We start from the raw sequence: 12,872 nt of genomic DNA on the forward strand, positions 1-12,872 counted from the left end.
CGGACCTCGCGGCCGGTGGGGGCGATAACACGATCGCCGGCGTGGTCGACAACGAGGTCAACGCCAGTGGCGGCATCGAATAGGACGGCGCGCGCTGTGGCGCGCGCCGACGAGACCGATAGCTCCGGAGGACGAGCATGCAAGGCAAGAAGACCCACGAGCAACAGGTTCGCATCCTCGAGCGCAAGCCGGATGTTCCGGACGCGCGAGAGCTTGACCAGGCCATCGGCCACAATCCGGAGGACACGGCCGTCCATCGCGCGCGACCTGAGGCGCGGCAGAGTGAATTTCCGGTGAGCCGGGGCGGCCTCAACCAGGAAAGCGATCACAACAAACACAACGATACCGGCCAGAGCGGCCACAAGCCGCCGAAACCGACGCCGGCACAGCAGAAGCACTGAGCTTCACGGCTATCAAAGCAAGAGGAGAAAAAGATGCCAGGTGGTCATGGCAGCAAGACGCATTTCAGATCGGGCATGCACGGCAAGGGCGACGGCACCGGCGCCATGACGGACGTGCCCAAGGACAAGATCGGCGACAACATGGTCCTGTCCAACCGCGACAAGAAGCAGCATTCCGACATTCGCGGCATGGACGGCAAGGCGATCCAGACAGATCAATATCAGGATCACTCGGCCAACCGGCTCGACGAGGAGCCGGGCACCGACGAGACGTGAGAGCGGCGTTCCTCCCGGCTAAACTCGCGGACCGGTCTTCAGCCGGTCCGCTTTTTTGTCGATGCCATCTCGCGTTCCCAGCCGAACACGGAGCGGCCGTCGAGATCGGGTGAGGCGGCACGCTCGCCGGTGATGAACGCATCGACCGACGGCCCGCGCGCGGTGCGCTCCAGCCGCCGCGCCTGGTCGTCGAGGCGCTTGATGGCCTGCATCTCATCCTCGCGCCCGAGCTTTGCGTTCTGGATCGCCCCCTTCAGCACGCGAATAGTTTCGTCATAGACCTTGATCGGAACGGGGTAGGGGTGCCGGTCCTTGCCGCCATGGGCGAGCGAGAAGCGGGCGGGATCGTTGAAGCGGTAGGGCGCGCCGTGCACCACCTCGGCCACCATCGCCAGGGAACGGACGGTGCGCGCGCCAACGCCGGGCGTCAGCAGCAGCTCCGGAAAGTCGACCGGGCCGCGTTCGGCCGCGGCCGCGAGTGTGCCGTGCAGGCGACGCGCGAACACATCCTTCGGCCGGACGTCGTGATGCGCGGGCATGATCAGGTGCGGCAGCATCCCCTGCGCGGGCTCGGGCGCAGTCCCGGTCAGCCGCTCGAATTCTGAAAGGATGCGGTCCGGGCCGAGATCGCTCAGAAGCTCAAGCTGCGCGGCGCGCGAGATCTCGGCGCGATGGTCGGTGAGATTGACGATCTCGCCCTGCAGCGGCCCGTCGATCGCGCTGTGCGGGGTATCGACAAAACTCTTCAAGGCCTCGGAATGCCAGTGATAACGGCGGGCCTGCCGCTTGTCGCCGTTCATGCCCTGCTGCACCACAGTCCATTTGGCGTCGGAAGTGACGAAGAACCCGTGGAGGTAAAGGTCAAAGCCGTCCTGGACCGCCGCGCTGTCAACCTTGGCCACGAGGCGACTCGCACGCGTGAGCTTTGCGCCGTCGAAGCCGACGCGATCGCCGAGCTGCATCAGTTCGTCCGGGGTCTTGCGCGAGTGCTGGCCACGGCCGCCGCAGACGTAGATTCCGAGCTCATCCTGGAGCGGTCCCAACCCGCGCTTCAGCGCCCCGATCACGGAGGTTGTGATGCCAGAGGAATGCCAATCCATCCCCATCACGGCGCCGAAGGACTGGAACCAGAACGGGTGCGAGAGCCGCTGGAGGAATGCATCGCGTCCGTAGTGATGCACGATCGCCTGCGTGACGATCGCGCCGAGCGAAGACATGCGGGTCGCCAGCCAGGGTGGAACCCGGCCGGTGTGAAGGGGAAGATCGGCGCTGCCGGTCCGTCGAGTCATGATTGACCAGAAATAGCGCAGTTCGGCGATGATTGCACTAGAGGGATGCTGCATTGCACAGAGCGGGGGAGCGAACCACGCTGTAATGCGTTGAGCGGCAAGCGCGAATGCAAATGCGGGGACTTTAATGAATCGGCAGACCATTTTGGCCGACATCGACAGGATGTTCGGGTGGATACCGTCGTGGTTCGTCGGCCTCTGTCTGGTCGCTGGCGCTATTCTGATGGCCCTGTCGATCTATCGCCTCTCGGTTTGGCTGTTCAACCGCGCCTTCGGAACCCGTCTTCCGCTCGTGAGCGTGTTCATCGCGCGCACGGCGGGCCCTGCTCAGTTGGCCCTCAGTCTTGCCGCCGTAGCCTTGGTGCTGCCGCTCGCGCCGCTGGACGATGCCTTCCGCACGCCGCTGACGCGCCTGTTCGTCGTCGCCTTCATCGCGCTGATCGGCTGGATCTCGATCCGGATCGTCGATATGAGCGCGGCACGGTATCTCCTGAACTTTCGCGACGTCACCGAGAATTTTGTCGCGCGCAAGCACGTCACCCAGGTCCGCGTCTTCAAGCGCGTCGCCGATATCATCATTGTCATCATCACGGTGTCGACCGCGCTGATGACGTTCGACTCGGTCAGGCAATATGGCGTCAGCCTGTTCGCCTCCGCCGGTGCCGCGGGTATCATCGTTGGTCTTGCCGCCCGACCGCTGCTGAGCAATCTGATCGCGGGCATGCAGATCGCGATCACCCAGCCGATCCGCATCGAGGATGCCGTGATCATCGAGAACGAGTGGGGCTGGGTCGAGGACATTGCCTCGACCTATGTGGTGATCCGGCTGTGGGACTGGCGCCGCATGGTGGTGCCGCTGTCCTATTTCATCGAAAAGCCATTCCAGAACTGGACCCGCGACACCGCGTCCCTGATCGGCGTGATTGCGTTCCATGTCGATTATCGTGCCGACGTGCCGCGGATCCGGCGCTGGCTGGAAGAAGCAGTGAAGGAGTCCAAGCTCTGGGACGGCGAGGTGGTCAACCTCCAGGTAGTCGATGCGGATTCGCGCACCATCGAGCTCCGCGCCCTCGTCAGCGCCAGGAACGCGCCGCAGTCCTGGGACCTGCGCTGCGAGATGAGGGAGAAGCTCATCGCCTTCATCCGCGACGAGATGCCGGAAGCGCTGCCGCGCGAGCGCGCGATCCTGATCCCATCGGGGGGAGGCGACGATGAAGCCGATTTCGTGCGGCGTCCCGCGCCGCCAGAGAAGAGGCGGGCGAGCGCACGCAATTGACCTACTCGCGCGTCGCCCCCGTGGCGCCGCGCGATCCGGCCTGGCGCTGGATCGTGTCCAGCGCGCCGGTCCTCATCCGAAGCACCTCATTGCGCGCGGATGTCGGCGGCCTTCAGCACCGGCTCCCATTTGATCGCCTCGGCATGCATGTAGGCGTCGAATTCCCTCGACGAAGAACCGACCGGGGCCGCGCCGATCTTGCCGAGCGTCGACAGTACGTTCGGGTCCTGCAACGCCGCCTTCAGATCGGTTTCGAGCTTTGCCACGATCTCCGGCGGCATTTTCGCCGGGCCGAGAACGCCCCACCAGACGGAGACGTCGTAACCCGGCACACCCGACTCGGCGATGGTCGGAACATTGGGCAGCGCCTTCGAGCGCTCGGCCGAGGTCACCGCGAGTGCGCGCACCGGGCCGCCTTCGATCTGGCTGATGGCCTCCGCAAGTGGATTGATGCTGAGCGGGATGTCGCCGGCGATCACGGCAGTCAGCGCGGGGGCGCCGCCTTTGTAGGGGATCGCGACGATCTTGGTGCCGGACATGTATTTCAACAGCTCACCGGCGAGATGCGCCGAGGTGCCGTTGCCGGACATGCCGTAGGAAAGCTTGTCAGGGTCCTTCTTCGCCGCAGCGAGGAGATCGCCGAGCGTCTTGTAGGGGCTGTCCTTGGCGACGACGATCGCGAGCGGTGAGGAGGCGACCTCGGTGATCGCGGTAAAATCCCTAAACGTATCGTAGGGTACGCTCGGATAAATGAACTGATTGAGGGGATGACCGCTCGCGACCAGGATCAGCGTGTAGCCGTCGGGGGCGGCCTGCGTCAGGGCCTGCGAGGCGACGATGCCGCCGGCGCCGGGGCGGTTGTCGACCACCGGCTGCTGGCTCCAGGTCTTCGCCAATGCCTGTGCGAGCGTGCGCGCGAGCACGTCGACCGCGCCGCCGGCCGCGTAGGGCACCAGGATGTGAACCGGCTTGCTCGGATAGTTGTCGGCGGCCTCGGCGCCGCCGCCCGCCAGCAGCAGACCGGCACCCAGCATCAAGCCGCCGATCTTCTTGTTCAAACCCAGCATTTTCCAGCACTCCTTGCGGGCGTCTGCGCGAACCGTCGCTCTTTCGAGCCGTCCGGACGCCGCCCACGGTTTTTGTTGACGAGACCTGATCTTTTGTACGATAGTACAAATCATATGATGCGCAACCCCGCCAGCAAGGAAACGGCCCGCAAGCCGAACATGCGCGAGGCGATTCTCGCCGCGGCCGAGGAGTTATTCGCTACCAACGGCTTCAACGCCGTGTCGGTGCGCGATATCGCGCAGGCCGCCGGCGCCAATCCCGGCAGCGTCACCTATCATTTCAAGACCAAGGACGGCCTGCTGCTGGAGATCTACCGGCGCCATTGCGGGCCGATGAACTTGCGTCGTTCCGAGCTGCTCGCGGCCGCCAAACGCGTGCGTGATCTCCAGGACCGGCTCGAAGCAGTGGTGCGGGCCTATGTTGTGCCGGCCTTCACCTCGGGCAGCGATCTTGCCGGGGGTGGGGCGCGGTTCACGCGGCTGCGCGCGGTGATGTCTGCGGAGGGCAACGAGGTCGCGCGAAAAATCATCGCGCAGACGTTTGACGACACCAGTCACGCCTTCATCGACGCGATCCACGAAAGCCTGCCGCACGTTCCGCGCACCGATATCGTCTGGCGTAGCCACTTCCTGCTCGGCGCACTCTATTATTCGCTGGTGACGCCGGATCGCGTCTCGCGCCTGTCGCGCGGCGAGGCCGACGGCAGCGATGCCGCCATCGCCATCGAGCAATTGGTGCAAGCCACCGTGGCCGCGTTCCAGGCACCGGCGCTGGATCAGGCGCCAGCACGGCGACGGTCGGTCGTCGGCAGCAAGACTTAAAGACGCGGTCCCGTTCGGCGGTTTATCTGATGGCAATGATGTACACGCCGACCATTCCGCCGCCCAACCCGAACACGCGCACGCCGAAGTTCAAGCTGCCGAAGCTGGCATGCGATGCGCATTGCCACATCTTCGGGCCCGGCGCGAAATACCCTTACGCGCCGGACCGTTCTTACACGCCGCCGGATGCGCCGCTCGCGGATTTCCGCGCGTTACATGCCAAGCTCGGCGTTGGACGTGCCGTCATCGTCAATGCCAGTGTGCATGGCACCGACAATACGGTGGCGCTCGACGCTATCGCGCAGAGCAAGGGGGCCTATCGCGCGGTTGCCAATATCGACGACACCATCACCGAGCCCGGGCTCCGCGTGCTGCACGAGGGCGGCTTCCGCGGCTGCCGCTTCAATTTCGTCCGCCATCTCGGCGGCGTTCCCGACAAGCGGGTGTTCGACCGTATCGTCGCGATGGTCGCGCCGCTCGGCTGGCACATCGACCTGCATTTCGACGCGATCGACCTGCCCGAATACGCCGATATGCTGACCAGGCTGCCGCTGAGCTACACGATTGACCATATGGGACGGGTGAAGGCGTCCGAAGGGCTCGATCAGCTTCCGTTCAGGATCCTGATCGAGCTGATGCAGCGCGACGAGAAGTGCTGGGTCAAGATCTGCGGCTCGGAACGAGTGTCATCGGCCGGTCCGCCGTTCACCGATGCCGTGCCGTTCGCGCGAAAGATCGTCGAGACCGCACCCGACCGGGTCATCTGGGGCACCGATTGGCCACATCCCAACGTCAAGACGATGCCGAACGACGGCGATCTCGTCGACCTGATCCCGCTGTTCGCGCCGGAGCCGGAGTATCAGCAGAAGATCCTCGTCGATAATCCAGCGCGCCTGTTCGAGTTCGACCAATGACGGCGCTTGCGATCGACAAGCCGCGCGGCCGCGTCGCTTGATGAACTTATGACGTTGACGAACAGAAGAGGGGAGTTTGTCCCATGAAAACAGGTCTCGTAGTCACCGCCCATCCCGGCGACTTCGTCTGGCGCGCTGGCGGCGCCATCGCGCTGCATGCGAAGAAGGGCTATCGCATGAAGATCGTCTGCATGTCCTACGGCGAGCGCGGCGAGAGCCAGTTCGCCTGGAAGGAGAAGGGCGCGACGCTGGAATCGGTCAAGGCCGGCCGCAAGGACGAGGCGGAGCGGGCTGCCAAGCTGCTCGGCGCCGAGATAGAGTTCTTCGATTGCGGGGACTATCCGCTGAAGCTGACGGAAGCGCATTTCGACCGCATGGTCGACATCTACCGCGAGCTCAATCCGAGCTTCGTGCTGACGCACGCGCTGGAGGACCCCTATAATTTTGACCATCCGAACGCCGCGCATTTCGCGCAGGAGACCCGCGTGGTCGCGCAGGCCATGGGCCACAAGCCCGGCGCGCAGTACAAATACTCTGCGCCGCCGGTGTTTTTGTTCGAGCCGCACCAGCCCGAGCAGTGCAACTACAAGCCGGACCTGCTCCTCAAGATCGACGAGGTCTGGAAGGAGAAGTACGAGGCGTTCCAGATCCTCGCCGCGCAAAGACATCTCTGGGGCTACTACGAGCGTGTCGCGCTCAACCGCGGCATCCAGGGCAGCCGTAACACCGGCGTTCCCATGACGTATGGCGAGGCCTATCAGCGCTTGTTCCCGACGGTAGCGGAGGAGCTGGCATGAAGCCGGTCGTCGTTCGCAACATTGAGCGAGCCGATCCCGCTGCCATGGCGGAGTACGGCGTCTCGACCGTGCACGAGGCCTATGGTCGGCTCGGCCTGATGAAGCCGTATCTGCGGCCGGTCTGGGTCGGCGCGGCGATCGCCGGCCCCGCGGTCACCGTACTGGCGCAGCCCGGCGACAACTGGATGATCCATGTCGCGGTCGAGCAGTGCAGGAAGGGCGACATCCTCGTCGTCGGCTGTACCACCGACAACACCGACGGCATGTTCGGTGAGCTGCTCGCAACCTCGTTGCGGGCGCGCGGCGTACAGGGGCTGATCATCGATGCCGGCTGCCGCGACGTCAGTGCACTGCACGAGATCAAGTTTCCGGTGTGGTCGCGCGCGGTCTCGGCCAAGGGGACAGTGAAGGCGACGCTCGGCTCGGTCAATGTCCCCGTGGTCTGCGCCGGCGTCAACGTCGATCCTGGCGACATCATCGTAGCCGATGACGACGGCGTCGTGGTGGTACCGAAGCGCTACGCGGCCGAGGTCGCCGCGAAGGCGAAGAAGCGCAACGCGGAGGAAGGCGGCAAGCGCACGCGGCTGGCTTCGGGCGAGCTGGGCCTCGACATGTACTGCATGCGCGAGGCCTTGGCGAAGGCGGGGCTCGTCTATGTCGACAATCCCGAGGATGTCTGAAGAGAAGCGGAGCGGGCCGATGGATCGTCTCAAGCTGAAGGCCGTGCTCGGCAATCACCCCCACGTCCAGGCGGTGAAGAGCGGCGAGCTGCGCTCCGACCGCTTCGATCTCGACTTCATCGAATACACGCCAACCAACACCGCGTTCAAGCCGATGGTGCGCGAGCAGGCCTTCGACGTCTGCGAGATGGCGATTGTCACCTATCTGATGGCGAAGGCGCATGGCAAGCCGCTGGTGCTGCTGCCTGCCACCATGCTCGGCCGTTTCCAGCATTCCTATGCGCTCTATAATCCTGCGCGTGGAACGCTTGGGCCGTCCGATCTGGAAGGCAAGCGCGTCGGCATCCGCTCGTTCACGACCACGACGGGCGCCTGGATCAGGGGCATCCTTGCCAACGATTACGGCGTCAATCTCGACAAGATCCGCTGGGTCACGTTCGAGGATCCGCACGTCGCCGAATATGTCGACATCACCGAGCGCGCGCCGAATGGCAAGAAGATCTTGCAGATGCTGATCGACGGCGAGCTCGATGCAGTCCTTGGCGAGGCCTCTGATGATCCCAAGCTGAAGCCGCTATTTTCCGATCCGGCCGCGGAAGCCGCCAAATGGTACGCCCGTCGCGGCGTCGTGCCGGTCAATCATTTCGTGGTCGTGACCGAGCAGCTGGCGAAATCGCGTCCTGACGTGGTTTCGGGCATTTATGATCTCCTCAAGCGGAGCAAGGTGCAGGCGGGACCGGCGGCAATGCCGGACCTTGTTCCGTTCGGAATCGAAGCTAACAGGAAGCCGCTGGAGCTGATCGTGGACTATGCGTTCCAGCAGGCGCTGATCCCGCGCCGCTACGCGGTCGAGGAGCTGTTCGACGAGACGACGCGAGGATTGAACTGATGGCGGGTGATCCAAGACGATGGCAGATCGGACTGGTCGGTTACGGCGAGGTCGGCAGGATTCTGGCCGAGGATCTGCGCCAGCAGGACATCAAGGTCTCTGCCTATGACATCAAGCTCGGAGGCGAGCAGGGCGGTTCGCTGCAGGAGCATGCTGAAAAATTCGGTGTCTGGCTCGCAGCCTCGCACTCTGAGCTGACCGCTAAATCCGATTTCATCGTCTCCGCGGTCACCGCCAGCCAGGCCGTGCCGGTGGCGAAGGCCTGCGCGGCCGCGATCAATCAGGGCACCTGGTTCCTGGATTTCAATTCGGCGTCTCCCGGCGCCAAGCAGCGCGCCGCCGCGCTGATCGATGCCGCCGCCGGACGCTATGTCGAGGGCGCGGTCATGACGTCGGTGCCGCCTTATCGGATCAAGGTGCCGCTGCTGCTCGGTGGTCCCGGCGCCAGGGAGCTGGAGCCGCTTTTGAACGCGATCGGTTTTGCGGCCAAGGTTGCGAGCGACAAGCTCGGTGTTTCATCGGCGGTGAAGATGTGTCGCAGCATCATGATCAAGGGCCTGGAGGCCATGGTCATCGAAAGCTTCACCACCGCGCGCGCCTATGGCGTCGAGGATGCGGTACTGGCTTCGCTGGCGGAAACCTTTCCCACGATCGATTGGGAGAAGCAGGGCGCTTATTGCTTCCAGCGCGTGATCGAGCATGGCCGCCGCCGCGCCGAGGAAGTGCGCGAGGTCGCCGAGACTGTGCGTGAAGCGGGGCTGACGCCGTGGTCCGCGCAGGGCACCGCCGAGCGGCAGGCCTGGGTGGCGGACCTTGCCGATGAGGGCCTGTTCGGAACGAAAGGCACCGAGGAGTTCGCCCGCAGCGCTGATTGGCGCACCGAGGCGGACCGAATCCTGGCGAAGATCAATCGCGAGAAATAGGGCGGCTTCTGCTCAGGACTTTGGCGTGCGACAGCCCGTGAACTCGTCGCGGGCGCGTTCGATCAACTCCATCAAGTCTTCGGCCTTGCGGGCCAGCCGATCGTTCGCGACTTCGGTCCGGAATTCTGCGCGGATCGATCGAATACACTTGTCGGCCGTATCGAGCGTCAGGAGCATGCGCGTCAGGTCATCCTGTGTCCGGACGCCCGCCAGATCGAGGTCCGACAGGACGTGCCCGATGCCGTCGAGCCGCTTCACCGCGGCCTCGCTGGGCGTTCTCGCTCGAATGGAGTGAGTGTCGATGCCGCTGAATGCGCTGAACATGTCGATGCTTCCCCGTTGAATGCAGACATCAGTGCCGGTCCTACTATGACCGGCACCGCGGGACTTGCAATGCGCGCAGCTATCGGGAATCAGCAAGAATCTACTATCCGGGAATCTACCGGATTCGGAATTGCGAAACGATCAGCGGTAACATCGAACGGAAGCTGCTCGGAAATAAGCCGCCCTTCAATGCAGATATGCATCGAGAGCGGATCAGCAGCCGGGGCTGAACAGAGTGGGCCGTTGACGCGCAAAAGTCTGCCGGCCGCTCTTGAAGCCCATCACGATATCCGGCAGTTCGGCGATGGCGAAGCGGCTGTCCTGCGTATCGAGCAGGACGAGATCGGCCGGATTCCCAACCTTGATGCCGTAATCCCCGAGGTTCATCAGCCGCGCCGGCAGCTCGGTCACGAGATCAAGGCAGGTATCGAAGTCGTTGACCGAGGCATGCGCGACGTTGGCGTAGAAATTCGCCATTCGCAGGAGTGAGGCATCACCGAACGGCGTGAAGGGATTGAGCACGTTGTTGGTCGCGATGGAGCACACCACGCCTTCGCCAGCGAGCTTGTGGGCGAGCGTCAGCCCACGCGGCGCGTTGTGGGTCGCCTCGCGCCCCATCAGATAGAGATCGGTTGCCGGCAGCACGGTGACGGCAACGCCGGCCTTGGCCAGTTGCGCGGTAGCAGCCTTCAGCCGCTCCGGTGGCAGTGCGGAGAGTTTCGTCGCATGGCCGATTGCCACGCGACCCCCGTAGTTGCGCCGCTCGGTCTGCCGGCAGACCTCGTCGAGGTGCCACCAGGAGGGATCGAGATCGAAATCGAGATGGAGATCGACATCGAAGTCGAATTCCTGCGCTAGCTCGAAGATGCGGGCGAGATGTGCGTTCGGGTCGCTGTCGGTGTAGGGGCAGCCGCCGATCACCTCGCTGCCGTCACGCAGCGCCTGGACCAGAAGCTCCTCGCTGCCGGGATCGTTGGTGAGGCCTTCCTGAGGAAAGACACAGAGCGACAGGTCGATCGCCCAGGCATAGTCACGCTTCAGCGCCTTCACCGCCTCGAAGCCGCGCAACCCGATGCGCGGGTCGATCTCGACATGGGTGCGCATGCGCGTGGTGCCGTGGACGATGGCACGTTCGAGCACCCTGGCGCCGCGTTCATATACGTCCTCTACCGTGAAGTCCTTCTTCATCCCGGCGACGGCGCGGATCGCTTCCGAGACGCTGCCGTGACCATGCCCGCAGCGGCCGAGCAGGCAGGCCTTGTCGAGATGGATGTGGCTGTCAACGAAGCCGGGCAGGGCGAGGCGCCCGCCGATATCGACCTCGACGGCCTCGCAGGCGAGCGTCGGTTCGATAGCGGTGATCCGGCCGCGCGTGACGCCGATGTCCATCGGGTCGGCGGCACCACGCAGCAAGGCGTTGCGAAAAATGAGGTCAAAGGCGGATTGGGTGATCATGGCTCTTGCGGAAGGAATTTAGTGCATTCAGCCGCGTTTGGCGGCTCCAGATTGTCGGCAGTGTAGCGACGGAAATGTTCAAAATATATGCACGTATTCCCCGAGAGCGGCGTTAGTATTCCGGAAACCGGGGAGAACGAGCCATGTCCGTTGCCGCAAAAGCCGAAGCCGGTCCGTCGTCCGACGCCGAGATCGTGGAAGCCTATCTCACGGCATCGATGATCCCCGATCCGGACGCCGCCGCGGCCTATATGGCGCCGGGCACGGTGATCACCTTTACCGGCGGGCGCGAGTTCGATCATCCGCGCGGCCCGACCGGGTTCAACGCCAAGCGCTACCGCTGGGTCAAGAAGAAGATGGATCGGTTCGATATCTGCCCGGGCGACGGCGAGACCGTGGTCTACAGCGTCGGCACGCTCTACGGCGAATGGATGGATGGGACCGCGTTCGAGGGCAACCGCTATGTCGACCGCTTCGTGGTCCGGAATGGCCAGATCACCAAGATGGATGTCTGGAACGACAGCGCCGAGCGCATCCTGGTCCAGCGCGGTATCGACGCGTAAGCGCCATCCTGGCGGTTGAGCCGCCCTGACTCCACGGAGACAAACGGCCGGTCACCGTATCGCAAGCCGCGATAGCTGATAGACGCAAGCTCGTCTGGCGGCTGTCGCGCGCCTGCGCTATCAACGGCGCGATTGCTGCGCCCGGCATGGAGGCGCGAGCCTCCTCGAGGAGTTCCCGATGCGTTTACCCACCCTTGTCCTGGCCCTCACATGCCTTGCAACTGCCGCCTCCGCCGAAGACCTGTCGGGTACGCTTCAGAAGGTCAAAGAGACCAAGAAGATCACGCTGGGCTATCAGGAGGCCTCGGTCCCGTTCAGCTATCTCGACGGCAACCAGAAGCCGGTCGGCTTTGCCATGGATATCTGCCTGAGAATCGTGGATGCCGTGAAGAAGCAGCTCGGCATGCCCGACATCGCCGTCGACACCATCGCCGTGACGTCGTCGAACCGGATTCCGCTGATGGTCAACGGGACGCTCGACCTGCATTGCTCGGCGACCACCAACAATGCCGATCGCCAGAAGCAGGTCGCCTTCACCAACACGCACTTCCTCAGCGCAACGCGATTTGCGGCCAAGAAAGCCGCAAAGATCAACACCATCGACGATCTCAAGGGCAGAGCGGTGACCGCGGTGGCCGGATCGGTCAATCTGACGCAGCTCGCCAAGGTCAACACGGAGCGCAATCTCGGCATCAATGTGATGCCGGCCAAGGACCAGGCCGAGGCCTTCCTGTTGCTGGAAACCGACCGCGCCCAGGCCTACGCGCTCGACGACGTGCAGCTCGCGGTCGCGATCGCGCGCTCGAAGGAGCCGCAGCTGTTCATGATCAGCGAGGAGACGTTCTCGAAGCCTGAGCCTTACGGGATCATGCTGCGGCGGGAGGACGCGCCGTTCAAGGCGCTCGCCGACCGCGCAACGGCGGAGCTATACGCGAGCCAGGAGATCGAGGTCCTCTACAAGAAGTGGCTGCAATCGCCGACGCCACCGAACGGCCTCAACTACAACGTCCCCATGTCGGGCGCCTTGCGCAACGCCTTCAAGAAGCCGAGCTCCAGCTTCGATCCGGATGTGTACGTCGTCAATTGAGGCGAGGACTGTCGCCGCCGGAGGCGTGTCGCGCGCGAGCGGTCCGCCGAGATGTCAGTAGGCCGTCGGGAACCCCCGCCGCGCCCCGGGTCCGGCCGGGGGCGGGCCA

15 protein-coding genes are annotated in these 12,872 nt (G+C 64.1%); 11 read left to right on the forward strand and 4 right to left on the reverse strand.

Annotation, left to right across the window (positions count from 1 at the left end; genetic code table 11):
* Positions 1 to 137: 137 nt before the first annotated feature.
* Complete coding sequence (locus AC0L3C_RS15930) at positions 138 to 401, forward strand: hypothetical protein (protein WP_035992883.1); 264 nt, start codon at positions 138 to 140, stop codon at positions 399 to 401.
* Positions 402 to 434: 33 nt separating this feature from the next.
* Positions 435 to 677, forward strand: coding sequence for a hypothetical protein (locus tag AC0L3C_RS15935; RefSeq protein WP_473257635.1), 243 nt, complete (start codon positions 435 to 437; stop codon positions 675 to 677).
* 38 nt (positions 678 to 715) lie between these two features.
* Here AC0L3C_RS15935 and AC0L3C_RS15940 read toward each other — a convergent pair whose 3' ends face one another.
* The gene (locus AC0L3C_RS15940) at positions 716 to 1,966 is read right to left on the reverse strand and encodes a DUF763 domain-containing protein (RefSeq protein WP_473258369.1); all 1,251 of its coding nucleotides are present in this window, start codon (positions 1,964 to 1,966) and stop codon (positions 716 to 718) included.
* Between the two features lie 127 nt (positions 1,967 to 2,093).
* Here AC0L3C_RS15940 and AC0L3C_RS15945 point away from each other — a divergent pair, with 127 nt between their 5' ends.
* Positions 2,094 to 3,242, forward strand: coding sequence for a mechanosensitive ion channel family protein (locus AC0L3C_RS15945; RefSeq protein ID WP_473257633.1), 1,149 nt, complete (start codon positions 2,094 to 2,096; stop codon positions 3,240 to 3,242).
* 86 nt (positions 3,243 to 3,328) lie between these two features.
* Here AC0L3C_RS15945 and AC0L3C_RS15950 read toward each other — a convergent pair whose 3' ends face one another.
* Positions 3,329 to 4,309, reverse strand: coding sequence for a tripartite tricarboxylate transporter substrate binding protein (locus AC0L3C_RS15950; RefSeq protein WP_473257629.1), 981 nt, complete (start codon positions 4,307 to 4,309; stop codon positions 3,329 to 3,331).
* Positions 4,310 to 4,423: 114 nt separating this feature from the next.
* Here AC0L3C_RS15950 and AC0L3C_RS15955 point away from each other — a divergent pair, with 114 nt between their 5' ends.
* The 6 genes from AC0L3C_RS15955 to AC0L3C_RS15980 all read left to right on the forward strand — a co-directional run bounded on the left by AC0L3C_RS15955 (position 4,424) and on the right by AC0L3C_RS15980 (position 9,334).
* Complete coding sequence (locus tag AC0L3C_RS15955; protein ID WP_473408429.1) at positions 4,424 to 5,131, forward strand: TetR/AcrR family transcriptional regulator; 708 nt, start codon at positions 4,424 to 4,426, stop codon at positions 5,129 to 5,131.
* Between the two features lie 29 nt (positions 5,132 to 5,160).
* Positions 5,161 to 6,045: an amidohydrolase family protein gene (locus tag AC0L3C_RS15960; RefSeq protein ID WP_473257625.1), complete on the forward strand. Its 885-nt coding sequence runs from the start codon at positions 5,161 to 5,163 to the stop codon at positions 6,043 to 6,045.
* An 83-nt stretch (positions 6,046 to 6,128) separates the two neighbouring features.
* Positions 6,129 to 6,842, forward strand: a complete 714-nt coding sequence (locus AC0L3C_RS15965; protein WP_473257623.1) for a PIG-L deacetylase family protein — start codon at positions 6,129 to 6,131, stop codon at positions 6,840 to 6,842.
* The gene (locus tag AC0L3C_RS15970) at positions 6,839 to 7,522 is read left to right on the forward strand and encodes a 4-carboxy-4-hydroxy-2-oxoadipate aldolase/oxaloacetate decarboxylase (RefSeq protein WP_473408430.1); all 684 of its coding nucleotides are present in this window, start codon (positions 6,839 to 6,841) and stop codon (positions 7,520 to 7,522) included. Before AC0L3C_RS15965 ends, AC0L3C_RS15970 begins: the two co-directional genes overlap by 4 nt.
* A gap of 19 nt (positions 7,523 to 7,541) precedes the next feature.
* A complete protein-coding gene (locus AC0L3C_RS15975; RefSeq protein ID WP_473408431.1) occupies positions 7,542 to 8,411 on the forward strand; it encodes a substrate-binding domain-containing protein in 870 nt (289 codons plus the stop codon).
* The gene (locus AC0L3C_RS15980) at positions 8,411 to 9,334 is read left to right on the forward strand and encodes a DUF1932 domain-containing protein (protein WP_473408432.1); all 924 of its coding nucleotides are present in this window, start codon (positions 8,411 to 8,413) and stop codon (positions 9,332 to 9,334) included. The genes AC0L3C_RS15975 and AC0L3C_RS15980 overlap by 1 nt, the downstream gene beginning before the upstream one ends.
* 12 nt (positions 9,335 to 9,346) lie before the next feature.
* On the opposite strand, the gene AC0L3C_RS15985 is transcribed toward AC0L3C_RS15980, so the two are convergent.
* On the reverse strand, positions 9,347 to 9,658 hold the full coding sequence (locus AC0L3C_RS15985; RefSeq protein ID WP_473257615.1) for a hypothetical protein: 312 nt from the start codon (positions 9,656 to 9,658) through the stop codon (positions 9,347 to 9,349).
* A gap of 213 nt (positions 9,659 to 9,871) precedes the next feature.
* The gene (locus tag AC0L3C_RS15990; RefSeq protein ID WP_473408433.1) at positions 9,872 to 11,113 is read right to left on the reverse strand and encodes an amidohydrolase family protein; all 1,242 of its coding nucleotides are present in this window, start codon (positions 11,111 to 11,113) and stop codon (positions 9,872 to 9,874) included.
* 143 nt (positions 11,114 to 11,256) lie between these two features.
* Here AC0L3C_RS15990 and AC0L3C_RS15995 point away from each other — a divergent pair, with 143 nt between their 5' ends.
* The gene (locus AC0L3C_RS15995; protein ID WP_473257611.1) at positions 11,257 to 11,676 is read left to right on the forward strand and encodes a nuclear transport factor 2 family protein; all 420 of its coding nucleotides are present in this window, start codon (positions 11,257 to 11,259) and stop codon (positions 11,674 to 11,676) included.
* A 178-nt stretch (positions 11,677 to 11,854) separates the two neighbouring features.
* Positions 11,855 to 12,763, forward strand: coding sequence for an amino acid ABC transporter substrate-binding protein (locus AC0L3C_RS16000; RefSeq protein WP_473408434.1), 909 nt, complete (start codon positions 11,855 to 11,857; stop codon positions 12,761 to 12,763).
* The last annotated feature ends 109 nt before the right edge of the window (positions 12,764 to 12,872 follow it).

The sequence above is a fragment of the Bradyrhizobium sp. WSM4872 genome, from assembly GCF_055811715.1.

Bases quoted from the DNA above. Each gene is read 5' to 3' on its own strand.
- AC0L3C_RS15930 (WP_035992883.1), top strand. From the start codon at position 138: ATGCAAGGCAAGAAGACCCACGAGCAACAGGTTCGCATCCTCGAGCGC.
- AC0L3C_RS15935 (WP_473257635.1), top strand. From the start codon at position 435: ATGCCAGGTGGTCATGGCAGCAAGACGCATTTCAGATCGGGCATGCAC.
- AC0L3C_RS15940 (WP_473258369.1), bottom strand. From the start codon at position 1,966: ATGACTCGACGGACCGGCAGCGCCGATCTTCCCCTTCACACCGGCCGG.
- AC0L3C_RS15945 (WP_473257633.1), top strand. From the start codon at position 2,094: ATGAATCGGCAGACCATTTTGGCCGACATCGACAGGATGTTCGGGTGG.
- AC0L3C_RS15950 (WP_473257629.1), bottom strand. From the start codon at position 4,309: ATGCTGGGTTTGAACAAGAAGATCGGCGGCTTGATGCTGGGTGCCGGT.
- AC0L3C_RS15955 (WP_473408429.1), top strand. From the start codon at position 4,424: ATGATGCGCAACCCCGCCAGCAAGGAAACGGCCCGCAAGCCGAACATG.
- AC0L3C_RS15960 (WP_473257625.1), top strand. From the start codon at position 5,161: ATGGCAATGATGTACACGCCGACCATTCCGCCGCCCAACCCGAACACG.
- AC0L3C_RS15965 (WP_473257623.1), top strand. From the start codon at position 6,129: ATGAAAACAGGTCTCGTAGTCACCGCCCATCCCGGCGACTTCGTCTGG.
- AC0L3C_RS15970 (WP_473408430.1), top strand. From the start codon at position 6,839: ATGAAGCCGGTCGTCGTTCGCAACATTGAGCGAGCCGATCCCGCTGCC.
- AC0L3C_RS15975 (WP_473408431.1), top strand. From the start codon at position 7,542: ATGGATCGTCTCAAGCTGAAGGCCGTGCTCGGCAATCACCCCCACGTC.
- AC0L3C_RS15980 (WP_473408432.1), top strand. From the start codon at position 8,411: ATGGCGGGTGATCCAAGACGATGGCAGATCGGACTGGTCGGTTACGGC.
- AC0L3C_RS15985 (WP_473257615.1), bottom strand. From the start codon at position 9,658: ATGTTCAGCGCATTCAGCGGCATCGACACTCACTCCATTCGAGCGAGA.
- AC0L3C_RS15990 (WP_473408433.1), bottom strand. From the start codon at position 11,113: ATGATCACCCAATCCGCCTTTGACCTCATTTTTCGCAACGCCTTGCTG.
- AC0L3C_RS15995 (WP_473257611.1), top strand. From the start codon at position 11,257: ATGTCCGTTGCCGCAAAAGCCGAAGCCGGTCCGTCGTCCGACGCCGAG.
- AC0L3C_RS16000 (WP_473408434.1), top strand. From the start codon at position 11,855: ATGCGTTTACCCACCCTTGTCCTGGCCCTCACATGCCTTGCAACTGCC.